The sequence below is a fragment of the Thiohalocapsa marina genome (assembly GCF_008632335.1).
Taxonomy (GTDB): Bacteria; Pseudomonadota; Gammaproteobacteria; order Chromatiales; family Chromatiaceae; genus Thiohalocapsa; species Thiohalocapsa marina.
In genome coordinates this window covers 18385-42006 of record NZ_VWXX01000009.1, presented here as the reverse complement: position 1 = coordinate 42006, position 23622 = coordinate 18385, and the positions used below count along the sequence as shown (strand labels likewise).

Below are 23622 nucleotides of genomic sequence, written 5' to 3'. Positions count from 1 at the left end.
AGCAGGCGAGCCAGGGCCTCGGCGGCCTAACGCCCCGGCCGCACCAGGCCGCCCAGGCCGACCTCTTCCAGGGCGTCGGTGAGCAGGTGGCGCACGGCCTGGCCGGTCTCGCATTGCAGCGCCACCCGCAGCAGTTCGCGGGAGCGGGCCCGGCTCATGCTGCGGATCACGCCCTTGACGCGCAGCAGGCTGCCGGCGCTCATGCTGAGGTTGTGCACGCCGATGCCGAGCAGCAGCACGGCCGCCAGTGGGTCGCCGGCCATCTCGCCGCAGACACTGACCTCGCAGCCGTAGAGCCGGGCACCGGCGACAATGGTCATCAGTGCCCGTAGCACCGCCGGGTGCAGTTCGTCGTAGAGCGAGGCGACGTGGGCATTGTTGCGGTCCACCGCCAGCAGGTACTGGGTGAGGTCGTTGGTACCCACCGACAGGAAGGACACTCGGCGGGCGATGGCGTCGGCCTGGTAGACGGCCGCCGGCACCTCGATCATGACCCCCACCGGCGGCATCGCGGCGTCGATACCCTCGTCCGCCAGTTCGTCGCAGGCGCGCTGGATCAGCAGCAGGGCGTCGTCGACCTCCTCCACCGTGGTCACCATGGGCAGCAACAGCCGCAGGTTGCCCAGCCCCACCGCGGCGCGCAGCATGGCCCGCACCTGGGTGATGAAGATCTCCGGGTGGTCGCGGGTGATGCGGATGCCGCGCCAGCCGAGGAAGGGGTTCGACTCCTGCACCGGAAAATAGGGCAGCGGCTTGTCGCCGCCGATGTCCAGGGTGCGGATGGTCACCGGGCGCGGGGCAAAGGTCTCCAGCACTGCGCGGTAGTTGCGTAACTGCTCGTTCTCGCTGGGGAAGCGGTCGCGCACCAGAAACGGCAGCTCGGTGCGGTAGAGGCCGATGCCGGCGGACTCCTCAATGCCCAGGGGGCGTTGCTCCGACACCAGGCCGGTGTTGAGGAACAGCGGCAGGCGAACGCCGTCGGTGGTCTGCGACGGCAGTCCGCGCAGGGCGTCGAGTTCTGCCGACAGGTCGCGGTCGTCCTTGGCCAGCCGCTCATATTCGGCGCAGATCGATGGCGATGGCGACACATAGACCCGGCCGCGGTAGCCGTCCACGATCATCTCGCGGCCCTCGATGCGGCTGACCGGCAGTTCGGCCACGCCCATGGCCGCCGGCACGCCCATGCCCCGGGCCAGGATCGCCATGTGCGACGAGCCAGAGCCTGTGGTGCTGACGATGCCGGCCAGGCGCTCCCGCGGCACCTCGGCGATCTGCATGGCGCTGATCTCGTCGCCCACCAGGATGGTGCGCTCCGGATAGGGATTGTCGGTGGCCTTGCGGTTCTGCAGCCGCATCAGCACCTGGCGGCCGAGGTCGCGCACGTCGGAGCCGCGCTCGCGCAGGTAGAGGTCGTCCATCTGGTCGAAGATGGCCACGTGTTCCGCGATAGTGGCCCGCAGCGCGCCCTGGGCCCAGTTGCCGGCACGGATGCGCGCCAGGGTATCGTCGATCAGTGATTCGCTCTCCAGCATCAGCCGCCAGGCATCGAACAGGGCGCGATCCTCGTCGCGCAACGCGCTGCCGATGCGCGTGGCAAAGGCGTCGATGTCGCGGGCCACATCCGCCACGGCGGTGACGAACGCCTCCGCCTCCGCCTGCGGATCGGCGACCGGCTTGTCCGGCACCGCATCGAGATCGGCGGTGGGATAGACCACGTAGGCATGGCCGAAGCCGATGCCGGGCGATGCGGACAGGCCGGCGAGGAAGCGGTTCGGCAGCCTGGGCTGTTGTGGCACCACGGCGAGTTCGCCGGTGCTGCGCGCCAGTGCGATGGCGGCGGCCAGTTGCGCCGCCAGCGTGATGACGAAGCTGACGGTGTCGTCGTCGAAGCACCTGGCCTGGCGCTGGCGCAGCACCAGCACGCCGAGCACGCGCCGGTTCTGCAGGATGGGGACACCGAGAAAGCCGTGGAAGCTGGCCTCGCCGGTGTCGGGCACGTACAGGTAGCAGGGGTGGGAGTCGGCGTCGTCTACGTTGACGATGTCTGCGCGTTCCGCCACCCAGCCGATCAGGCCGCGGTTCAGCGGCAGTCGCACCAGGCCCACGGCGTCGGACTCCAGGCCGTCGGTGGCGCGCAGCACGTGCTCGCGGCTGTCGTCGTCGGTGAGATAGACGGAACAGACATCGGCGCCGACGGCCTGCTTGACGCCGCTGACAATGATCTGCAGGGCTTCTTCGAGGGAGCCGGCACGATTGACGGCTTGGACGATCCGGCGCAGGGGCTCTAGCATGGAGGCTCCAGGCCCGCGGTTGCTGCTCGCGGAACCGGCCTAAGGCGGTACATCATGGGATCCTTGCGGCCGGCCGTGGTGCGGGGCGGCGGTCCGCGACGGGCATCGGCAGCGCTTCAGCGTCGGCGCAGGTAACCGGCACGATGGGCCTCGCGTCGTTGTTGTGGGGGGGCGCCGGCGTCCGGCTCGGCAGCTGGCGGCGCCCCCTCCGGATAGAGCAGTGGCGCCAGTTCCTGCAAGGCCTGTTCGTAGACCCGCCGCTTGAAGTAGACCACCTCTCGCAGCGGATACCAGTAGCGCACCCAGCGCCAGGCGTCGAATTCCGGTTTTTCGGACCGGTCGAGGCAGAAGTCGCCCTCGGCGCAGTCCACGCGCAGCATGTACCAGACCTGTTTCTGGCCGATGCAGATCGGACCGCAGTGGCGCCGGATGTAGCGTCTGGGCAGACGGTAGCGCAACCAGCCCCGGGTGGAGCCCAGCACGGTGACCTGGCGGGGGCGCAGGCCGACCTCTTCTTCCAGCTCCCGGTACATGGCCTCCAGCGGGCTCTCGTCGGTCTTGATGCCGCCCTGGGGGAATTGCCACGCATTCTGGCCCACGCGCCGACCCCAGAAGAGTCTGCGTTCGGCATTGCTGAGAATGATGCCGACGTTTGGCCTGAAACCGTCCCGGTCTATCAAGGTGACGTACCTCATTGAGCTTGTCGACATTTTTCCACAACCGGCGCGCCCTCGGCAAATCAGCGTCGTCCTCGAGCGATCCGGTGCTCTCGGCCCGGCTGGCCCGGAATCGGCTCGGAATCGGCCCGGAGCGCGAGCTGCTATACTGGCCGGCGCCGCCTTCCGTACCAATACTTACCCTGGAGTGGAGCATGGCCCTCGCCATCTTTGATCTCGATAACACCCTGATCGCCGGTGATTCCGATTACCTGTGGGGGCAGCACCTGGTCGAGCGCGGCGTGGTGGATGGCGAGGGCTACGAGGCCGCGAATGCCCGCTTCTACGCCGACTACCGGGAAGGCAGGCTGGACATCGATGCCTTTCTGCGTTTCGCCCTGCGGCCGTTGAGCGAGCATACGCTGGATGACCTGCTGCAGTGGCGGGCCGAGTTCGTGCGCCAGCGCATCGAGCCAATCATGCTGGCGGCGGCACATGCGCTGATCGCCCGGCACCGCGAGGCGGGAGATACGCTGCTGATCATCACCGCCACCAATGCCTTCGTCACCACCCCCATCGCCGAACGCTACGGCGTGCCGCACCTGATCGCCACCGAGCCCGAATTCGCCGACGGCCGCTACACCGGGGCCGTGGCCGGTACGCCGGCCTTTCAGCAGGGTAAGGTGGAGCGGCTGCGGCAATGGCTCGAGGAGCGCGACGAAGACCTGCGCGACAGCCATTTCTACAGCGACTCGATCAACGACGTGCCGCTGCTGGAGACGGTGGACAACCCTGTGGCGGTGGATCCCGATCCGCACCTGGCCGACGTGGCCCGGGAGCGTGGCTGGCCGATCCTGTCGCTGCGCTGAGCGCCGGCGCGCGGATTCACGATTTCGTCACCGGCCCCAAACCGCACTGACACAAACCTTCTCTATGCTTCCCCCTCGATGCGCCGGGGTGTCCCGCGCATGCCGGTCGCCGCGGAGATTGCCGTCGGCTGGCAGGTTCTGGCGACGGAAAGAACAGGCAGAGGGGTGAGCGGATGGGAGCATCGGTATCGGCGCTGCCCGCGAAACGCGGTCAGCGTCTGTTCGTTGAACTGGCCGACGGGCCGGACGCGGTGCGCGAGGCGCAGGCCCTGCGTTATCGGGTATTCGCGCTGGAACTCGGCGCGGCGTTGCCAAGCGCGGCCCAGGGCCTGGATGTCGACGCATTCGACGACCACTGCCATCATCTGCTGGTGCGCGAGACCCAGAGCGGGCAGGTGGTGGGTTGCACGCGGCTGCTCAGCGGGGCCGTCGCGTGCCGGCTGGGGCGCTTCTACTCCGAGAGCGAGTTCGACCTCGGGCCCATTCCCTCGCTCCCTGGCCGGGTGCTCGAGGTGGGGCGCACCTGCATCGCCCCGGATTATCGGCAGGGGTCCGCCATTGCGGTGCTCTGGTCGGGAATCGCCGGCTATATCCGGCTGCATGGTATCGACCATCTGTTCGGCTGCGCCTCTGTGCCGTTGGGCGAGAGTGACTATCAGGCCGCGGCCATCATGAACCGCTTGCGACGGCAGGGGATGGCCCCGCCTTCCATGCGTGTTACGCCGCGGCGGCCACTGTTACACTCCGGCGTCTGCGAGGATGTGCTTGACGCGCCGCTGCCGCCGCTGCTCAAGGCCTATCTGCGACTTGGCGCCCGGGCCTGCGGCGAGCCCTGTCGCGATCCCGATTTCAAGGTTGCCGATGTGCTCATGCTGCTGGACGTGAATCGCATCGATCCGGTCTATGCCCGGCATTTCCTCACCCGCGTGCCGGAATGCTGAGCGCGAACCCGGCATGCGAAGCTCAGGGCTGAATCCCGCCGTCGCCCTCTGGCGCGCCCTGCGCGTGGCGGAGCATCTGGCGGCCGGCGCCGTCGTCGGCCTTGGCGTCGCCCTGCTGCGTCGCCTGGGGCTGCGGTGCGACTGGCTGCCGGGCCTGGTGTGCTGGTGGCATCGCCGGTTGTGTCGATGTCTGGCGCTGCGGGTCGAGGCGCGGGGCGAACCGGCTCATCCGGCGCTGCTGGTGGCCAATCACGTCTCCTGGCTGGACATCCCGGTGCTCGGCGCCCTGGGCGAGGTCGGTTTCCTGTCCAAGGCGGAGGTGCGACGCTGGCCGCTGGTCGGCCGGATGTCGCTGCTGGCCGGCACTGTCTTCCTGCGCCGCGGCGCGCACCAGACGGCAGCGGCGGGTCAGCAGTTGGCCGCGGTGGTCCGGTCCGGGCGGTCGATGGTGATGTTTCCGGAAGGCACGACCACAGACGGACGACGCCTGTTGCCGTTCCATCCCCGGCTGTTCGCCGCGGCCCTGGTGCCGGGCGCGCCCTGGGTGCAGCCGGTGGCGATCCGCTATGGCGATGACGGGGCGCCGGACGCGGTGGCCCCCTTTGTCGGCGACGACAACCTGTTGCGTCACCTGCTGCGGGTCCTGCGGCACCCGGGCTTGTCTGTTCGGGTGACCTGGCTCGCGCCCATCGACTCCGCGGGTCGCGACCGGCGGGGTCTGGCCGAGGCGGCGCGCGATGCCATTGGCGCGCAACTCGGACTGCCTCCGGCGGGCTGCCAGGGGCCGGCTCCGGCCACTATCCAGGCGGCGCGCCCGGCGCAGTTCGGCATGATGGCAGATGCGTTGCCATCGGGGCGGTGGCGCGATGCCGCGTGAGCTGTCTTGCCCGGCGGTCGAGGGGCGCAGGCGGCTGGCCATTGCCGTGGTCACCGAGACCTATCCGCCGGAGATCAACGGCGTTGCCAATACCATGCGTCAACTGGCCGATGGACTGGTGGCCCGGGGCCATTCGGTATCGGTCATTCGCCCGCGGCAGGGCGTCGAGCGGGTGGTTGCCGGGCCCGGACCGGAAGCGGAGCAGCTGCTGGTGCCCGGCCTGCCGATTCCCGGATATCGCGGCCTGCGTTTCGGCCTGCCGGTGTACCGGCGACTGCGCCGGCGTTGGCGCCGATGCCGGCCGGACGTGGTCTATGTCGCGACGCAGGGGCCCCTGGGACATGCGGCGCTGCATGCGGCGTGCACCCTCGACATCGCGGTGCTGACCGGGTTCCACACCCAGTTTCATCAATACAGCCGGCACTACGGCTTCGGTCTGCTGATGCGGCCGATCATGCGTGCCCTGCGGCAGTTCCACAACCGTTCCGACGGTACCCTGGTGCCGACCCGGACGCTGGAGCACCGGCTGCATGACGACGGTTTCCGCAATGTGCGGGTATTCGGTCGCGGGGTGGATACGCAGCTGTTTTCGCCGGCGCGACGCTGCGCAGCCTTGCGTCGATCCTGGGGCTGCGATGAGGATTCCGTGGTGGCGCTGTACGTAGGCCGCATCGCCGCCGAGAAGAACATCGGTCTGGCGGTGCGTGCCTTTGCCGCCATCACGCAGCGCCAGCCCGGGACCCGATGCGTCTTCGTCGGCGACGGGCCGGCGCTGGAGGCGGTGCGCCGGGAGCACCCGGAGCACGTCTTTGCCGGAGCCCGGGTCGGGGCGGAGCTCGCCCGCCACTATGCCTCGGCAGACTGCTTTATCTTTCCGAGCCTGACGGAGACCTTCGGTAACGTGGTCACCGAGGCCATGGCGAGCGGTCTCGCGGTGGTGGCGTTTGATGATGCGGCCGCGCACGAGTATGTTTCATCCTGGTGCAATGGCGTTGTGGTGCCCATGGGCTGCGACCAGGCCTTCGTCGATGCGGCGGTGGCCGTCGCCGCAGACGGCCACCGCTTGCGGCGCCTGGGCAGGGCGGCGCGGGCAACGGCAGAAACCTTGAGTTGGGATCGCGTCATCGAGTCGGTCGAGCGGCGACTGCTGGAGGCGATACGGCATCATGCCGGGAGCGGAGGCAAGCATGAAAGCATGGCTGCGGCTGCTGAATGAACTTGAGACGCCGGTGTGCCGGCGCTGGAGCCAGTCGACGCGGCAGCGTTGGTTTTTCCGGCCGTTTGCGCTTGTGAGTCGGCTCGGAAACGGCGTCTTCTGGTATAGCCTGATGGCGGTGATGCCCCTGGTCGATGGCCTCTACGGGCTGGAGGCAGCGTTGCACATGCTGCTCACCGGCGGTGTGGCGCTGCTGCTGTACAAGCGGCTGAAGGGCATGACCCAGCGCGTGCGCCCGTGCCATTACGACCTGGACATCACCGCCGGCGTGCCGCCGCTGGATCGCTATAGTTTCCCATCCGGCCACACTCTGCACGCGGTGAGCTTTTCCACCGTAGCGCTGTTCTACTATCCCGCCCTGGCCTGGCTGCTGGTGCCCTTCACGCTGCTGGTGGCGGCGTCGCGGGTGGTGCTCGGCCTGCACTATCCCAGTGACGTGGTGGTCGCGTCCGTGGTCGGGCTGGCCCTCGGCTGGTCCAGCCTGCTGCTGGTGATCTGATCTGCACGAGACCGAAACAAAAAACGCCCGGGAATCCATGAGGATCCCGGGCGTTTTGGGCAGTGCGGTGGTCCCCGACAGGGTCGGGGCGCGCGCCGGATGACTGCTTACTTCGCTTCTGGCTGGGCCGGTGCAGCGGGAGCAACCGGGGCAACCGGAGCGCCGTACGGATAGCCATAACCGCCGTAGGGGGCGCCGTAGTAGGGGTAGCCGTAGCCGTAGTACGGGTTTTCATAGCCGTAGCCGTAACCGCGACCGTAGCCATAACCGCGACCACGACCCCAGCCGCGACCACCACCGGACATGCTCATGTTGAAGTCGCCGTAGCCATCACCGAACATGTCACTGAACATGTCGCCCATGCCGTCGCCCCAACCGGAGCCGTAGCCTGGACCACCCCAACCCGGACCCCACCAGGCGCTGGCGGAGGCGGACACACCGAGGAGGGCGGCAACGGCCGCGGCAGTAGCAAGCTTTTTCATGTTGTAGTCTCCGAAATCATTGTTCTGGGTTGGCAAGCGTTGGCGCGATCTGCAACCAACGAGTGTTACTATATTAGCATTTACTAAAATTTGCAATTACTTTTTCCGATGATCCTGCAGGATGCAGTCGGCAGACGCGACATCGGCTGAGGCGACTTCCACGCCAATGCCATCCGCCGAGCAGCGATCCGGGGTGCCGGAGACCGGATCCGGGGGGCGCCGAGCGGATCTGGTGAGCCGGTGGGCCGGGCGGAACGGCTGTGCAGTCCGGCTCAGGATGTCGGCTCGGCATCGAGCCGCATGGACAGGTCGACCGCGCGCACGTCCTTGGTCAGGGCGCCGATGGAGATGTCGTCGACGCCGGTTGCGGCGACGTCACGCAGGCGCTCCAGGGTGATGCCGCCAGAGGCCTCCAGGCGAGTCCGGCCCCGGGCCAGCCGCACCGCCTCGCGCAGACCGTCCAGGTCGAAATTGTCCAGCAGCACGCGCTCTACCCCCGCCGCCAGGGCCTGCTCCAGTTCGTCCAGTGACTCCACCTCGATCTCCACCGGCAGCGCCCGTCCCGTGCGTCGGGCCGCGTCCACGGCGGCCTTGATGGAGCCCGCCGCCATGATGTGGTTCTCCTTGATCAGGATGGCGTCGAACAGCCCCATGCGGTGATTGTGACCGCCGCCGCACAGCACGGCATATTTCTGTTCGCGGCGCAGGCCAGGCAGGGTCTTGCGGGTGTCGAGGATGCGCACCGGCAGGTCCGCGACCCGATCGGTGTAGCCGCGGGTCAGGGTGGCGGTGCCGGACAGGGTCTGCAGGTAGTTCAGCGCCGTGCGCTCGCCGGTGAGCAGGGTCCGCAGCGGCCCGCGCAGCCGGCACAGCACCTGGTCCGGGGCGATGCGCTCGCCGTCGTGGCAGTGCCAGTCCAGTTCGATGCCGGGGTCCAGCAGATGGAACACCGCATCGACCCAGGCCTGTCCGCTCAGCACCGCGTGCTCCCGGGTGATGATCGCGGCGCGGGCCTGCCCGCTCGGCAGCAGGGCGGCGGTGACATCGCCCGCACCCAGGTCTTCATCCAGGGCGCTTTGCACATGCTGCCGGATCAGGGCGGCGGATGGACGATGTTCGGCCAGGAAATGGGGATCAACGGTCATGGGGCGGACCTGCCTGTGGGCATTGCGAAGGTTGGTGCGGCACGCGAACCGGCCGAGGCCGGTCGCGCTGGGTATTGTGCCCCCAGTTTAGTAACATTGAGCCGATGTCGGGTAACGAAAAACGCACAGACCGGCTGCCTCGGCGCCACGCCTGCCGCGGCAACGATGCTGGCAAGGCCTCCGCGGTCCGCGGTCCGCTTGCCGGCCTGCGGTGCGTTCGGGCCCGGCGCCGTTGAAGACGCTGCTGTGGCAGGCCATCCGGGCGCTGCTGGACAGTGCGCGGGATCTCGCGCCCATCATTCTGGTCATCGCCTTCTTCCAACTCGTGGTGCTGCGGGCGCCGGTGCCGGACTTTGCCGACCTGCTGCTCGGCACCTTCCTGGTCCTCATCGGGCTGACGCTGTTCGTACAGGGGCTCAAGCTGGGCCTGTTTCCCATCGGCGAGGCCATGGCCTGGGATTTTGCCCGCAAGGGCAGCCTGTTCTGGCTGCTTGCCTTTGCCTTCAGTCTCGGCTTCGGCACCACGGTGGCGGAGCCGGCCCTGATCGCGGTGGCCGCCGAGGCGGCCGAGGTGGCGGCCCGGGGCGGCATGATCGATGCGGCGGACGAGGCCAAGGCCGACTATGCCGAGGGGCTGCGCCTCACGGTGGCCCTGGCCGTGGGGCTGGCCATCGTCATCGGCGTGTTGCGGATCCTGCGGGGCTGGCCCATCCAGTACCTGATCATCGGCGGCTATCTGGGGGTGGTGATCATGACCGCGTTCGCCCCCGCCGAGATCATCGGCATCGCCTATGATTCCGGCGGCGTGACCACGTCCACCATCACCGTGCCGCTGGTCACCGCCCTGGGGGTCGGTCTGGCCTCCAGCATCGAGGGGCGCAACCCGGTCACCGACGGCTTTGGCCTGATTGCCTTCGCCTCCCTCACGCCGATGATCTTCGTCATGGGCTACGGCATCCTCATCTGACCCGCTTACTGGATCTGCTGCGCCGCATGGACACCCTCTGCCCGTTCGAGCACATCCTGCCGCTTTGCGCCACCCTGGGCGATGTACTGCCGATCGTGGCCATCCTCATCGGCTTCCAGGTGCTGGTGCTGCGCCGGCCCATCGCCAACCTGCGACGGGTCCTGGCGGGCATGCTGCTGGTGCTGGCGGGGCTGGCCTTCTTCATCCAGGGCCTGGAGACGGCGCTGTTTCCGCTGGGCAAGCTGATGGCGGCGCAACTGACGGCACCGGAGTTCCTGGTCATCGACGCCGAGGCGGACTCGCAGTCCCACTGGCACGCCTACTTCTGGCTGTATCTGTTCGCCTTCTCCATCGGTTTTGCCACCACCATCGCCGAGCCGTCGCTGATCGCCGTGGCCATCAAGGCGAACCAGGTCTCCGCCGGCGCCATCGACGCCTGGGGCCTGCGCATCGCCGTGGCCATCGGCGTGGCGGTGGGCATTGCGCTGGGCGCTTACCGCATTGTCAGCGGCACGCCGCTGCACTACTACATCATTACCGGCTATGTGGTGGTGCTGATCCAGACCGCATTTGCCCCGCGCAGCATCGTCGCCCTGGCCTATGATTCAGGTGGCGTCACCACCTCCACGGTCACGGTCCCGCTGGTGGCCGCGCTGGGGCTCGGGCTGTCCAGCAACATCCCCGGGCGCAATCCGATGCTGGACGGCTTCGGGCTGATTGCCTTTGCCAGCCTGTTCCCGATCATGTCCGTCATGGGCTATGCGCAGCTGAGCGCGTTCTACACTCGCCTTGTACAGCGCCGCAAGGCCCAACCAGAGGATCACTGACCATGCACTTCAAGCTCATCATCGCGCTGGTGGAGCGCACCGAGACGGAGGCGGTGCTGGAGGCGGCGCGTGCCGCCGGCGCCACCGGCTCCACGGTCATCAGCCAGGCCCGTGGCGAGGGCGCGGAGAAGCAGAAGACCTTCTTCGGCCTGAACCTGGAGACCCAGCGCGATGTGCTGTTGCTGCTGGTCGAGGAGCATCTGGCCCGCGGCATCCTGGAGACCATCGCCCGGGTGGGGCGCTTCGAGGAACAGGCCGGTTGCGGCATTGCCTTTCAGGTCGACGTGGAGGATGCCGTGGGCATCAGCCACCAGATTCGCGTGTTGTCCGAGAAGGTGCAGGAGGAGATCTGAATCATGGGCGAGCGTCGGCTGATTCGCGTGCGCGATGTCATGAAACGCAGCTTCGATACCGTCGATGGCATGGATACGGTTGCCCGGGCGCTGCAGCAGATGCGTCATGTGGACACCAAGTGCCTGATCGTGCGCAAGCGCCACGACGACGACGAACTGGGCATGGTGCTGATCTCCGACATCGCGCGCCAGGTGCTGGCCAGGGACCGCGCCCCGGACCGGGTGAACATCTACGAGATCATGTCCAAGCCCCTGATCAGCGTGCCGCCGGAGATGGACATCCGCTACTGCGCCCGCCTGTTCGCCCGCCTTGACCTGTCCCGCGCGCCGGTGGTGCAGAATGGCGAGGTCATCGGCATCGTCAGTCTGACGGACCTGGTGATCAAGGGCATGATGCCGGTGGGCTGACGCGCCGTCAGGAGCGGTTTTCATGCAGCAGACGCGCGACGCGATCCCGCCCGAGGGCTGGCTGGCCCGGGCACGAAAGGCCCCGAGCGACAACCAGGACGCGCGCCCGCCGGGCACGCGGGTCGACCTGCTTGTGATCCACAACATCAGCCTGCCGCCGGGCCGGTTCGGCGGCCCCTGGATCGAGCAGCTGTTCAGCAACCGACTGGACCCTGGGGCCCACGCGGCATTCCGCTCGCTGGCCGGGCTGCGCGTCTCGGCGCATCTGCTGATCCGCCGCGACGGCGAGCTGGTGCAGTTCGTCGATCTGCGGCGGCGCGCCTGGCATGCGGGCCAGTCCTGCTTTCAGGGTCGCACCGCCTGCAACGACTCCTCCATTGGCATCGAGCTGGAGGGCGCCGACCGGACCCCCTACACCGATGCCCAGTACCGCTGTCTGGCGGCGGTCACGGCGGAGATCCGGCGGCGCTTTCCTGCCATCACGCCGGAGCGGATCGTCGGTCATAGCGATATCGCGCCCGGGCGCAAGACCGACCCCGGGCCGGCCTTCGACTGGGCGCGCTATCGGGCGCTGTTGCATTCTCCCGGGCGGGCCGGCTGAATCGTCGCCGCCGACCCGCTCGGGTCGCCGTCTCCTTCAGTCCGCCAGCTCCACCGGCGCCGGCTCGATCTGCCAGATCTTCTTCGCATACTCCGCGATGGCGCGGTCCGACGAGAACTTGCCGATGCGGGCGGTGTTGAGGATCGACATGCGCGTCCAGTGATTCGGATCGCGATAGGCCCGGTCCACCTCCTGCTGGCGCTCCTGGTAGGCGTGGAAGTCCGCCAGCACCATGAACGGGTCGCTGTGGATCAGGTTCTCCGTGATCGGTCGGAACAGCTCGGTGTCGCCGTGGGAGAACAGGCCAGACGCGATCAGGTCCACCGCCGAGCGCAGTTGCGCATCGCCGTGGTACAGCTCCCAGGGCCGATAGCCCTCAGCCTGGCGCTGCTGCACCTCTTCGGCGGTCATGCCGAACAGATAGAAGTTGTCGTGGCCCACCTCGTCGCGCAGCTCGATGTTGGCCCCGTCCAAGGTGCCGATGGTGAGCGTGCCATTCATGGCGAACTTCATGTTGCCGGTGCCCGAGGCCTCCTTGCCGGCCAGGGAGATCTGCTCCGAGAGGTCCGCCGCCGGATACAGGCGCTGGCCGTTCTTGACGTTGAAATCCGGCATGAAGGCCACGCGCAGAAAGCCGTTGACCTGCGGGTCACTGTTGATCACCTCGCCGATGGCGTGGATCAGCCTGATGATCAGCTTGGCCATGAAATAGCCTGGCGCCGCCTTGCCGCCAAAGATGAAGGTGCGCGGCGTCAGTTCGGCGTTGGGGTTCTGCTTCAGGTGCTCGTACAGCCAAACGATGTGGAGCAGGTTCAGGTGCTGACGCTTGTATTCGTGGATGCGCTTGGCCTGCACGTCGAACAGGGTCTCCGGGTCCGGGCGGAAGCCGGTGTGCTGGCCCAGCCAGTCGGACAGTGCGCCCTTGGCGGCGGTCTTCACCTCGCGCCAGCGGCCCTGCAGCCCCGCATCATCCGCATGGGCCTCAAGTTCGCGCAGACGCCGCATGTCGCGGATCCAGTCGGCATGGCCGCAGGTGTCGCTGATCAGATCCGCCAGGGGCGGGTTGCTCACCACCATGAAACGCCGGGGCGTGACGCCGTTGGTGACGTTGTGGAAGCGCTCTGGCCAGAGGTCGTGGAAGTCGCGCATGATGGTGGTCTTGAGCAGGCTGGAATGCAGTTCCGCCACGCCGTTGATGGCCCGGCTGCCCACGGCGGCCAGATGCGCCATGCGCACCTTGCGGCCGTCGGACTCGTCGATCAGGGACATGCGCGCGACCCGCTCCTCGTCGTTCAGGAAGTGCACCCGCACCTCATCGAGGAAGCGGCGGTTGATCTCGTAGAGGATCTCCAGATGGCGTGGCAGCAAGCGCTCGAACAGCGCCACCGGCCAGGTCTCCAGCGCCTCCGGCAGCAGGGTGTGGTTGGTGAAGTGACAGCTGTTGCGGGTGATCTCCCAGGCCTGCTCCCAGGACATGAAGTGCTCGTCCACCAGCAGCCGCATGAGTTCCACGATGGCCAGCGCCGGGTGGGTGTCGTTGAGCTGGATGGCGTATTTCTCGTGGAACCTGTCCAGGGTGCCGGCGTTGCGCAACTGCAGCCGGATCATGTCCTGCAGCGAGCAGGAGACGAAGAAGTACTGCTGCTTCAGCCGCAGTTCCTTGCCGGCCACGGGCTCGTCGTTGGGGTACAGCACCTTGGACAGGGTCTCCGCCTCGATCTTGGCGTGCACCGCGCCGTAGTAGTCGCCGACGTTGAAGGCCTGGAAATTGAACGATTCCGGCGCCTCGGATTTCCACAGCCGCAGCAGGTTCCCGTTGGTGACGCCGTAACCCATGATGGGGGTGTCATAGGCCACGCCATTGACCATCAGGTCCGGCAGCCAGCGTCGGCGGATCACGCCATGCTTGTCGGTATAGTGCTCGGCGCGTCCGCCGAAGCCCACCGGGAAGGTCAGCTTTGGGCGGGGGATCTCCCAGGGGTTGCCGTTGCGCAGCCAGGTGTCGCCCTTTTCCACCTGCCAGCCGTCGACGATCACCTGGTCGAAGATGCCGAACTCGTAGCGGATGCCGTAGCCGATGGCCGGGATCTGAAGCGTTGCCAGGGAGTCCATGTAGCAGGCCGCCAGGCGGCCGAGGCCGCCATTGCCCAGGCCCGGCTCTTCCTCGGTCTCGCGGATTTCGGCCAGGTCCGCGCCCAGCTCGCGGGCCACCTCGCCGGCGGTGCGGGTGATGCCCAGATTGAGCATGTTGTTCAGCAGGTGGGGCCCCGGCAGGTACTCCGCGGACAGGTAACAGACGGTGCGCGAGTTGCGCTCCTTGTAGTAGCGGGCGGTTCGGATCCAGCGCTCCAGCAGTCGGTCGCGCACGGTGTAGGCCACGGCGCTGTAGCGGTCGCTGGCGCTGGCCACCTCCGGGAAGCGGCCCATGACATAGAACAGGTTGTCCAGAACGGCGCGCTTCAGCGCCCCCCGGGACAGGCCGGTGCGGGTGGGCTCGTTGGCGTCTTGTTTCGCTGCTTGGCTCATGGGTGCATCTCCGGTGCCTGGTCTCTGGAGCGGATCGGGGTGCGGTTTTCGGCCACGGGTCTGGTTGTCAGCGCGCACTGGCGGCGGGCAGGGCAGGTTGGCGCGGTACCCGCGCCAGGCACCAGCGGGGCACCGCCAGCTGCCAGAACTGCGCCGCGGAGCCGGGCCACTCCGGCAGACTGGGCTGGCCGAGAAAGCGCCAGGCGCGCAACAGGGCCGGCACCGGATCGGCGGGGTCCACCGGTGCGGCGGCCAGGCTCTTGGACAGCTTGCGGCCATGGGCGTCCAGGGCCAGGGGCAGATGGGCGTAGGCCGGGCGGGGCAGACCCAGCAGCTGCTGCAGGTAGACCTGGCGCGGTGTCGACAGCATCAGATCGGCGCCGCGCACCACGTGGCTGATGCGCTGTTCGGCGTCGTCCACCACGACGGCGAGCTGGTAGGCGTGGATGCCGTCCGCCCGACGCAGCACGAAGTCGCCGACATCGGCCGCCAGGCATTGCTGCACGAGGCCGTGGATCTGGTCTTCCAGCGCGATCGGTGTGTCGCTGACCCGCAACCGCTCGGCGCGGGCCTGGCGGTTGCGGGGCAAGCCGTTGCGGCAGGTGCCGGGGTAGATCGGACCCTCGGGGCCGGCGCGGCCGGCGGCGGCGATCTCGCGGCGGGAGCAGCCGCAGGGGTAGGTCAGGCCCTGCCGGCGGAGCTGTTCCAGCGCGGCGGCGTAGCGATCCGTGCGTCGGCTCTGATAGCACACGGACTGGTCCCAGTGGAGGCCGAACCGCTCCAGCGCCCGCAGGATGGCGTCGGCCGTGCCTGGCACCTCGCGCGTGCGGTCCAGGTCGTCCATGCGCACCAGCCAGACGCCGCCGGCGGCACGGGCATCGGCGAAGCTGCCGACGGCGGCGATCAGCGAGCCGAAGTGGAGGGGGCCGGTGGGGGAGGGCGCGAAGCGGCCCCGATAGCATCGGTCGCGGGGCTGAGCGGGCATGCCGGTCAGCGTCGCGTTGCGCGGACGATCCGGGCGAGGGGCGGACTCAGCCCCGCTGCTTTTCGCGGATCTCGTCCAGGGTCTTGCAGTCGATGCACAGGGTGGCCGTGGGGCGGGCCTCCAGACGACGCACACCGATCTCGACCCCGCAGGCCTCGCAGTAGCCGTATTCGTGCTCGTCGATGCGGCCCAGCGCCTCGTCGATCTTCTTGATCAGCTTGCGCTCGCGGTCACGGGTGCGCAGTTCCAGGCTGAACTCGGACTCCTGGGTGGCGCGGTCGTTGGGATCCGGAAAGTTGGTGGCCTCGTCCTGCATGTGATGCACTGTCCGGTCCACCTCCTCCATCAGCGAGCGCTTCCACTCGAGCAGGATGCCGCGAAAGTGCTCCTCCTGCTCCGGGCTCATGTAGTCCTCGTCCTTGCCGGCCTCGTAGGGCTCGAACCCGAACGCCTTGGCGCCTCTATTTTCTGCCTCGGCCATTGTTGTGCTCCCTAGGACAATGGAATCTGTCGTGGCAACTGCCGCCCGCGAGCCCCGTTGGGGCGACACGTCGGCAACGATAAGCCGGCGTTTGTACCAGATGTGTTTCCGCACGGCAATACTCGGTGTCATGCCCGGCGGCGCCGATCCCTGTGGTACCCTGTCGGGTCGATCTGATGCCGAACCCGAAAGAAACGCTGACATATCGCCAACGCGCATCAGGTTCCGGCCACAGCGTGAGCGGGTCGGGGGTCGGCGCTCCGGGAGCTCGACAGCAGAGAGGCTAGCAAATCAGCATTTCCTCGGAGGAGGGATCTATGACGGCGCCGCTGCAGGCCATCATCTTCGATGTCGACGGGACGCTGGCGGATACCGAGCGCGACGGCCATCGCCCCGCGTTCAATGCCGCGTTTGCTGATGTGGGGCTGGACTGGGAGTGGTCCGTGCCGCTCTACGGCGAGCTGCTGCGGGTCACTGGCGGCAAGGAGCGCATCCACGAGTACCTGCGGCGCTTCCGGCCGGATTTCGTGCCGCCGCCGAAATCGGGATCGGAGTCGGCGTCGCCGTCTCTGGACGCGTTCGTCCGCGAGCTGCACCGGCGCAAGACCGAGCACTACGTGGCCATGATGCGCGACGGCGTGATTCCGTTGCGTAGCGGCGTGCTGCGATTGCTGCGCGAGGCACGTGACGCCGGCGTGCGCCTGGCCATCGCCACCACCACCACGCCGGAGAACGTCACCGCGCTGCTGGCGTCCGCCCCGGAGCCGGGGCTTGAGCACTGGTTCGAGGTGATTGCGGCCGGCGACGTGGTGCCAGCCAAGAAGCCGGCACCGGACATCTTTCAACTGGCCCTGGCGCAACTGGACCTGCCGCCGGCGGCCTGTGCGGCGGTGGAGGACTCCGACAACGGCGTCCGCTCGGCCCTTGGGGCCGATCTGCGGGCGTTGCTGGTCACGGTGAGTTCTTACACCGAGCAGCAGGACTTCACCGGGGCGGCGCTGGTGGTGGATCGGCTCGGCGAGCCGGACGCGCCCAGCACGGCGTTGGCGGGGACTCTGCAAGGCTTTCCTCATATCAGCCTCGATGCCCTGCGCGCGATGCACCGGCGCGCGTATTCCATGCCTTGAGCTGGCCCTCTGATGAATGATCCGGTGTGCCAGTCGGTGACCAATGCGATGACCAGTGCTGTGCCCAATCCCGTGAACAATACCGTGAACAGCCCGATGCCCAACCCGGGGCTGTGGTGACCATGGCCGGTCCCGCCGTCGTCCCGTCACGCCGAGCCGCCGCGGTGGCGCCCTTCCATGTCATGCGCATCCTCGAGCGCGCCCGGGCGCTGGAGGCGGACGGCCGCGACCTGATCCACCTGGAGGTGGGCGAGCCGGACTTTCCGACCCCGGAGCCGGTGATCGCCGAGGCGCGCGCGGCGCTGGCATCGGCGCCTCTGGGCTATACCCCGGCCGCGGGGCTGCCGCGATTGCGCCAGGCCATCGCGGACCATTATCGGCGCCGCTACGGTGTCGCGGTGGATCCGGCCCGGATCATCGTCACCCCCGGCGGCTCGGGGGCGCTGCAACTGGCCCTGGCAGCGGTGGTGGACGTGGGCGACTCGGTGCTGCTGACCGAGCCCGGCTATCCCTGCAACCGGCACATCGTGTCGTTGATCGGTGGTCGTCCCCGGGTGGTGCCGGTGGGCCCGGAGACTGGCTATCGGCTCAGCGCGGCGGATGCGCGTGCTGTCTGGCAGGCGGATGTGCGTGCGCTGCTGCTGGCCAGCCCGTCCAATCCCACCGGCGCGGTGATGTCGGCCGCGGCCATCGCCGAGCTGCAGGCGCTGGCGGGCGAGCGCGGCGCGGCGCTGATCGTGGACGAGATCTATCAGGGGCTGACCTATGGGGTCGAGGACCACACCGCGCTCAGCGCCGGCGGCGACAATGTCTTCGTCGTGAACAGTTTCTCCAAGTATTTCGGCATGACTGGCTGGCGTCTGGGCTGGCTGGTGGTGCCGCCGGCGTTCGCCGAGACGGTGTCGCGGCTGGCGCAGAATCTGTACCTGGCGGCGCCGACGGTGTCCCAGCATGCGGCCCTGGCGGCGCTGCGGCCGCAGACGCTGTCGCTGCTGGATCAGCGGCGCGACGCCTTTCGCCTGCGGCGCGATGTGCTGCTCGATCTGCTGTCGGACCTGGGGTTCGGCATTCCGGCCACGCCGGAAGGTGCCTTCTATATCTATGCGCGCATCCCGGCGCATTGCGCCGATGCGGCGACGCTGGCGGAGACGCTGCTGGAGACGGCCAATGTGGCGGTGACGCCGGGGCTGGACTTCGGCGGCGACGACAGCGGGCGGATGCTGCGTTTTGCCTACACGGTGGGCCCGGCCCGCCTGCGCGAGGCGGCGGCGCGCATCGCGACGGTCGCGGCCTTGCCGTGTTGATCACCTTTCCTTGCTCCTAAGGGTATACAGGAAGCCTCCAGCATGTCTTCTGTGGTCGAGTTGTCGGTGGTGGTGCCGACCTTCAATGAGCAGCCCAATGTGCAGGCCCTGGTCGCGCGGCTGGAGCAGTGTCTGCGGGGCGTGCGCTGGGAGGTGATCTTCGTCGATGACGATTCGCCGGATGGCACGGCGGCGGCGGTGCGCACGCTGGCGCAGGCGGATGCCCGGGTGCGGCTGGTGCATCGGATCCACCGGCGTGGGCTGTCGTCGGCCTGCATCGAGGGCATGCTGGCCTCGACGGCGCCTTTTGTGGCGGTGATGGATGCAGACCTGCAGCATGACGAGCGGCTGTTGCCGCAGATGTTGTCGACCTTGCGGGCCGAGGATCTGGAGATCGTGGTGGGCAGTCGGCACGTGGAGGGCGGCAGCATCGGCGACTGGGGCTCGGAGCGGGAGCTGGCCAGCCGGTTTGCGACGCGTCTGTCCGGACTGGTGCTGAAGGCGGATCTGAAGGATCCGATGAGCGGGTTTTTCTTGTTGCGGCGGGCGCTGATCGATGAGGTGGTGCATGATCTGTCGGCCATCGGCTTCAAGATCCTGCTGGATATCTTTGTGACGGCGGGGCGGCCATTGCGTTTTCGTGAGTTGCCGTATGAGTTTCGCCTGCGTCATGCGGGTGACAGCAAGCTGGACAATGTGGTGGCCTGGCAGTACATCGCGATGTTGCTGGACAAGTCTGTCGGGCGTTATGTGCCGGTGCGGTTCATTGCCTTTGCGTCCATCGGCGGGCTGGGTGTCTTTGTGCACATGGCGGTGTTGTGGCTGGTGTTCCGGGGGCTGGAGGAGACCTTCATTGTCGGCCAGACGGTGGCGACGCTGGTGGCGATGACGTTCAATTTCTTCCTGAACAATTGGTTTACGTATCGTGATCGGCGGTTGCGGGGTTGGGGCCTGTTGCGGGGCTGGGTGTCCTTTACGCTGGCCTGTTCGCTGGGGGCGGTGGCGAATGTCGGCATTGCGACCTATCTGTTCAATGTGTCGCCGACCGGCGGTCCCTGGTGGGTGCTGTCGGCCACGGCGGGGATCATCGTCGGCGCGGTCTGGAATTATGCGGTCACCTCGGTCTACACCTGGAATCAGCCCAAGGCGGTGACCGCAGGGCGGTAGGTGTGCCGGCCGGGAAGCCGGAATCCATGCCAGGGAGGGCGACATCGTCCAGTCCGGCTGGCGGCTGGCGGCTGGCGGCTGAAGGCTGTCTTTTTGCCGCCGACCCCTCTTTACCCAACCATCGCTTCCAACTCGCGGAGATGCTGCCGCAGTGTGTCCATGTGGACGTCGGGCGCGGCGACTTCCAGGGTTCGGGCGGCGGCTTCGAGTTCGCGCTGGTCGAAGAAGCCGCAGCAGCCCTTGAGCTGATGGGCCAGGTCGCGGATGGCGGGCCGGTCGGCGCGGTCGACGGCATCGGTCAGGCGTTGCAGCAGGTTCTGGAGTTCCTGTTGCAGGGCTTGCTGCAGATCGATGGTGCGGGCGGTGGGTGTTGTCGGACCGGGGTTTCCGGCCGTTGGCGGCGGGCTCGTGGCTGACTTGGCGGACGCAGTGGATGCCGTGGTCGTGGCGGATGCGGCAGATGCAACAGACGCAGCGGTTACGGCGGATGTGGCGGCTTTTGCAGCGGATGCGGCCGAGGCGGCGGCGGAGTCGCGCGCGGGCATGTCTGCCAGCGTCTGGTCCAGGATGGTCTCGCTGATGGGTTTGAGGATCAGGCCGTCGAAGGGCCAGTCTTCGGCGCTGTGCCGGTCCCGGGCGAAGACGTCGGCGGTGAGTGCGACGATGGGCGGGCAGGTGGTGCCTTGTTCGCTATGTTGCCGGCGGATGCGCCGGGCGGTTTCGATGCCGTCCAGGTCGGGCATGTGGATGTCCATCAGGATCAGGTCGAAGGTGTCTTGCCGGGCGGCGTCAATGGCGTCGAGGCCGTTGGTGACTTCCTGCATCCTGATGGAGCGCATGCCGAGCAGGCGTTGCAGCAGCAGTCGGTTGAAGGCGTTGTCTTCGGCCACCAGGACTCGCTGGCCCTGGTGGCGGGGCTGGGCGGTGTCGGGTTGCGCTGGCGATGCACTGGCGGCTGTCGGCGCAAGCAGGTGGCACAGTTTGCGATGCAGGCGTGCGAGTCGGATGGGCTTGCTGGCCCAGGCGACGTCTGGGTGCATGAAATTGGGTGCGGGCAGGTCGCCGGGGCCGGACCCGGCCAGCACCAGCAGGGGTCCGTCGAAGCCTTGGTGAATCCCGGCCAGCAGGGATTGCACGCTATCTGTGTTGGTCTGGTCGGCATCGAGTCCGAGCACCACCAGGTCGAAGCCATTGCCGGCGGCTGCGGCTCGGCTCAACAGGTTGGGCAGAGTGTCGGGGTCGGTGGCCTGTTCTACCTGCATGGACCAGCCCAGCAGGGCGTTGAGCACAGCCTTGCGTTGTAGCGGCCGGCGCTCGCAGAGCAGAACCTTGCGTCCGGCCAGGGGGGCGGCGGGCAGCGGCGCCGGTTGCTGGGCTGGTCGCAAGACCGTCGGCAGGTCAGGGCTCGGGTTGGGCGCCAGCTCTGCGGTGGGGCAGGGGATGCTGATCTGGAACCGGCTGCCCTGGCCGGGTCGGCTGTGCAGTTGGATGCGGCCGCCCATGAGCCGGACCAGGCGCTGGCAGATGACCAGGCCGAGTCCGGTGCCGCCGTAGCGGCGGGTGATGGAGCTGTCGGCCTGCACGAAGGGCTGGAACAGGCGTTCGCGCGCCTCGTCGCTGAGGCCGATGCCGGTGTCTTCCACCAGCAGCCGGAGTTGTCCGGCATTGGGGCCGTGGTGGTCGTAGCAGGCCTCCAGCAGCACGTGGCCCTGGCTGGTGAACTTGACCGCGTTGTCGAGCAGGTTTACCAGGATCTGCGACAGGCGGTGGCGGTCGCCCTGCAGGCCTCGGGGCATGTCCGACTGGATCACCAGGGCCAGTTCGAGCCCGCGGTCACGGGCGGCGGGGCCGATCATGGCGATGACGTCTTCCAGGCAGCTGCGCGGGTCGAACGGCTGGGTTTCCAGTTCCAGGTTGCCCGATTCCAGCTTGGTGAAGTTGAGCACGCCGTCGATCACGCACAGCAGCTGGTTCGCGGCCTGGTCGATGGTGCGGCTGTATTCCTCGCTGGAATCGTCGTTGGGGCTGTCGTGCAGCAGGCGGCTGAAGCCGATCACGGCGTTCAGCGGCGTGCGGATCTCATGGCTCATGCGCGCCAGGAAGTCGTATTTCTCCCGCCCGGCGCGGTCTGCCGCTTCGCGTGCGACCACCAGTTCGGCGTTCTTGGCCTTGAGCGATGCCACGGTGTGGCGCAGTTCTTCCGTGGCTGCATCCACCTGCTTGCGTAGCCGGGTCTGGGACTGCTCCAGGGCCCAGGCCATGCGGTTGAAGTCCCGCGCCAGTTCGCCGATCTCGTCCGGGGCACCGGGGCGGATGCGCACGCCTTGCTCGCCGCGGCGGTAGCGGCGCATGGCGTCGCTCAGGGCCAGCAACGGGCGGCTGATGCCGCCACCGATGTGCAGGGCGGCGAACAGGCTGGTGAGGATGCCGCCGAAAACGATGAGCAGGCTGGTCGACAGGATCTGGCGCTGGCGTTGCAGGATGTTGGCGCCGGAGAGGCGGATCTCGACCCAGCCCAGGGGTGTGAGTGGGCCCTGGGCGGCGGGATCGAAGTCGCTGACCTGAACGCCGACGCTGCCGACGGCGGCCGAGAAGATCTCGTCGTACCTGTCGGAATGGTCTGCGTGCCCCGGCGGACCGCACTGCGTCAGGGCTGTCTTGCGGTCGGCATCGTGGATCGCGGCCGAGAATACGTCCGGTTGCTGCAGCGTCGATGCGCACAGCGCCTCCAGGTGTGCCAGGTCACGGGTCAGCAGCGGGAGTTCGGCCGCCATGGCGAGGTTGTTGGCCATGATCTGGCCCCGCTCGTGCAGCGCCTGGTGCAGGTCGATGAACCTGGAATGGATCATGTAGCCACCGGTGGACAAGGCGATGACCAGCACCGGAACCACCGCCAGCGCGATCATGCGGGTGCGCAGGCTGAAGATGTGTGGGCGACGGCGGCTGTTCATCGCGGGGCCTGCCTCATCGGTCGCCGGCTGGCTGCATCAGTTGCCGCGCGAGCTGGGCCTCTGAGGGCGGGTCGAGCCCCAGCACGGCGGCCACGTCACGGTTGATCGCCACCTCGAATGCCCGCGGATAACTTGGCGCGGGCAGGCGGCGCGGGTCGCGCAGGAAGGCGGCCGCGGCCTGTGCGGTCTGCCGGCCGATCTGCTCCGGCGTGCTGAATACCGCGGCGACGGCGCCAGCATCGACATAGGCGCGGGAGAAGCCCACCACCGGCCGCTGCTGCTGATAGGCCAGATGCAGCAGCCATTTGGCGCTGGTGGGCGTCAGCACGGCGGGATCATAGGCGGCCAGGATCAGGTCGTTGTCGGCCACCAGTTGCTGGATGGCCCGGGCCGCGCTGCGTTCGTCCGCCGCCGGTGCCAGGTCGACCGCGAAGTCCGCGCTGCGGCCGCTGCGTTCGATACCGGCACGCTCCCGCTGCATCTGCGGCCCTGCCAGAAGGCCGGCCTTGCGGGCCCCGGGCGACAGGGCGCGCGCGAGCCGGAACTGCCGGTCGATGGGCTGATCCAGATAGACCGCAGAGACGTCCGCCGCGGAGCCGTTGCCGGTGAGGGCCTGGAACGCCTCCCGGGGCACCAGCGCGCACAGCAGCGGGCGCCGGGTGCCTTTGTCATGGGCCTGCTTGCAGGCGTTCAGCCCGACGGCCACCGTCAGCCGGGCGGCACCCGGCGCCACGCCGTCGGCGACCAGGCTGCGCCGCAGTTCCAGGCCCACCGCAGCAGTGTCCGCTGCCAGGTATTGCTGCAGGCTGTCGGCAACCTGCCGGTACAGACGCTCGGGGCCGCTGAGCAGGATGTCCACCGCCGCATCGGTGGCCAGCGCCAGCGCGGCGTTGGCCCACAAGACGATGCCGAGCCCCAGGCTCAGCCTGATATGGCGGACCTTTGTCAT

Annotated in this window: 20 protein-coding genes and 1 pseudogene; 12 read left to right on the top strand and 9 right to left on the bottom strand. The window is 68.0% G+C overall.

Annotated elements, in window-relative coordinates:
- Positions 1-26: 26 nt before the first annotated feature.
- Together ptsP and F2Q65_RS08450 are read right to left on the bottom strand one after the other, a co-directional pair.
- Positions 27-2291 (bottom strand): phosphoenolpyruvate--protein phosphotransferase, encoded by a 2265-nt coding sequence (gene ptsP, locus F2Q65_RS08455; RefSeq protein ID WP_150092367.1) that lies wholly within the window; start codon positions 2289-2291, stop codon positions 27-29.
- Positions 2292-2407: 116 nt separating this feature from the next.
- Positions 2408-2971 carry an RNA pyrophosphohydrolase gene (locus tag F2Q65_RS08450; protein ID WP_150092365.1) on the bottom strand — a complete coding sequence of 188 codons (564 nt, stop codon included), beginning with the start codon at positions 2969-2971 and terminating at the stop codon, positions 2408-2410.
- A 191-nt stretch (positions 2972-3162) separates the two neighbouring features.
- Here F2Q65_RS08450 and F2Q65_RS08445 point away from each other — a divergent pair, with 191 nt between their 5' ends.
- The 5 genes from F2Q65_RS08445 (at position 3163) to F2Q65_RS08425 (ending at position 7349) form a co-directional block, all read left to right on the top strand.
- A complete protein-coding gene (locus tag F2Q65_RS08445) occupies positions 3163-3816 on the top strand; it encodes a histidinol-phosphatase (protein WP_150092363.1) in 654 nt (217 codons plus the stop codon).
- Between the two features lie 173 nt (positions 3817-3989).
- Positions 3990-4757, top strand: coding sequence for a GNAT family N-acetyltransferase (locus tag F2Q65_RS08440; protein ID WP_150092361.1), 768 nt, complete (start codon positions 3990-3992; stop codon positions 4755-4757).
- Positions 4758-4770: 13 nt separating this feature from the next.
- On the top strand, positions 4771-5634 hold the full coding sequence (locus F2Q65_RS08435) for a lysophospholipid acyltransferase family protein (protein ID WP_170265606.1): 864 nt from the start codon (positions 4771-4773) through the stop codon (positions 5632-5634).
- Complete coding sequence (locus F2Q65_RS08430; protein WP_150092357.1) at positions 5624-6850, top strand: glycosyltransferase family 4 protein; 1227 nt, start codon at positions 5624-5626, stop codon at positions 6848-6850. The genes F2Q65_RS08435 and F2Q65_RS08430 overlap by 11 nt, the downstream gene beginning before the upstream one ends.
- Positions 6822-7349, top strand: coding sequence for a phosphatase PAP2 family protein (locus F2Q65_RS08425; protein WP_150092355.1), 528 nt, complete (start codon positions 6822-6824; stop codon positions 7347-7349). The genes F2Q65_RS08430 and F2Q65_RS08425 overlap by 29 nt, the downstream gene beginning before the upstream one ends.
- Positions 7350-7456: 107 nt before the next feature.
- Here the strand turns inward: F2Q65_RS08425 and F2Q65_RS08420 are convergent, their stop codons facing one another.
- Complete coding sequence (locus F2Q65_RS08420) at positions 7457-7831, bottom strand: sulfur globule family protein (protein ID WP_150092353.1); 375 nt, start codon at positions 7829-7831, stop codon at positions 7457-7459.
- Positions 7832-8103: 272 nt separating this feature from the next.
- Positions 8104-8976: a carboxylating nicotinate-nucleotide diphosphorylase gene (gene nadC / locus F2Q65_RS08415; protein WP_150092351.1), complete on the bottom strand. Its 873-nt coding sequence runs from the start codon at positions 8974-8976 to the stop codon at positions 8104-8106.
- A 241-nt stretch (positions 8977-9217) separates the two neighbouring features.
- Here nadC and F2Q65_RS20410 point away from each other — a divergent pair.
- The 4 genes and pseudogenes from F2Q65_RS20410 (at position 9218) to ampD (ending at position 12132) form a co-directional block, all read left to right on the top strand.
- Positions 9218-10770, top strand: a pseudogene (locus F2Q65_RS20410) (DUF1538 domain-containing protein).
- A gap of 2 nt (positions 10771-10772) precedes the next feature.
- On the top strand, positions 10773-11123 hold the full coding sequence (locus F2Q65_RS08400; RefSeq protein WP_150092347.1) for a P-II family nitrogen regulator: 351 nt from the start codon (positions 10773-10775) through the stop codon (positions 11121-11123).
- A gap of 3 nt (positions 11124-11126) precedes the next feature.
- A complete protein-coding gene (locus F2Q65_RS08395; RefSeq protein WP_150092345.1) occupies positions 11127-11531 on the top strand; it encodes a CBS domain-containing protein in 405 nt (134 codons plus the stop codon).
- 22 nt (positions 11532-11553) lie between these two features.
- Positions 11554-12132 (top strand): 1,6-anhydro-N-acetylmuramyl-L-alanine amidase AmpD, encoded by a 579-nt coding sequence (gene ampD / locus F2Q65_RS08390; protein WP_150092343.1) that lies wholly within the window; start codon positions 11554-11556, stop codon positions 12130-12132.
- A gap of 36 nt (positions 12133-12168) precedes the next feature.
- Here ampD and F2Q65_RS08385 read toward each other — a convergent pair whose 3' ends face one another.
- The 3 genes from F2Q65_RS08385 to dksA form a co-directional block, all read right to left on the bottom strand.
- Positions 12169-14658 carry a glycogen/starch/alpha-glucan phosphorylase gene (locus F2Q65_RS08385; protein ID WP_150092341.1) on the bottom strand — a complete coding sequence of 830 codons (2490 nt, stop codon included), beginning with the start codon at positions 14656-14658 and terminating at the stop codon, positions 12169-12171.
- Between the two features lie 67 nt (positions 14659-14725).
- Positions 14726-15643: a tRNA glutamyl-Q(34) synthetase GluQRS gene (gene gluQRS / locus F2Q65_RS08380; RefSeq protein ID WP_150092339.1), complete on the bottom strand. Its 918-nt coding sequence runs from the start codon at positions 15641-15643 to the stop codon at positions 14726-14728.
- A 46-nt stretch (positions 15644-15689) separates the two neighbouring features.
- Complete coding sequence (gene dksA, locus F2Q65_RS08375) at positions 15690-16124, bottom strand: RNA polymerase-binding protein DksA (RefSeq protein ID WP_150092337.1); 435 nt, start codon at positions 16122-16124, stop codon at positions 15690-15692.
- A 317-nt stretch (positions 16125-16441) separates the two neighbouring features.
- Between dksA and F2Q65_RS08370 the strand changes: the two genes are divergently transcribed.
- From F2Q65_RS08370 to F2Q65_RS08360, 3 genes are all read left to right on the top strand, one after another.
- Entirely contained in the window at positions 16442-17251 is an 810-nt protein-coding gene (locus F2Q65_RS08370) for an HAD-IA family hydrolase (protein ID WP_150092335.1), read from the top strand.
- Between the two features lie 122 nt (positions 17252-17373).
- Positions 17374-18555 carry an aminotransferase class I/II-fold pyridoxal phosphate-dependent enzyme gene (locus tag F2Q65_RS08365; protein ID WP_150092333.1) on the top strand — a complete coding sequence of 394 codons (1182 nt, stop codon included), beginning with the start codon at positions 17374-17376 and terminating at the stop codon, positions 18553-18555.
- Positions 18556-18597: 42 nt separating this feature from the next.
- The gene (locus tag F2Q65_RS08360; protein WP_150092331.1) at positions 18598-19722 is read left to right on the top strand and encodes a glycosyltransferase; all 1125 of its coding nucleotides are present in this window, start codon (positions 18598-18600) and stop codon (positions 19720-19722) included.
- Positions 19723-19832: 110 nt separating this feature from the next.
- On the opposite strand, the gene F2Q65_RS08355 is transcribed toward F2Q65_RS08360, so the two are convergent.
- Both F2Q65_RS08355 and F2Q65_RS08350 read right to left on the bottom strand, forming a co-directional pair.
- Positions 19833-22673, bottom strand: a complete 2841-nt coding sequence (locus F2Q65_RS08355) for a hybrid sensor histidine kinase/response regulator (protein ID WP_150092329.1) — start codon at positions 22671-22673, stop codon at positions 19833-19835.
- A 13-nt stretch (positions 22674-22686) separates the two neighbouring features.
- The gene (locus F2Q65_RS08350) at positions 22687-23622 is read right to left on the bottom strand and encodes an ABC transporter substrate-binding protein (protein WP_150092327.1); all 936 of its coding nucleotides are present in this window, start codon (positions 23620-23622) and stop codon (positions 22687-22689) included.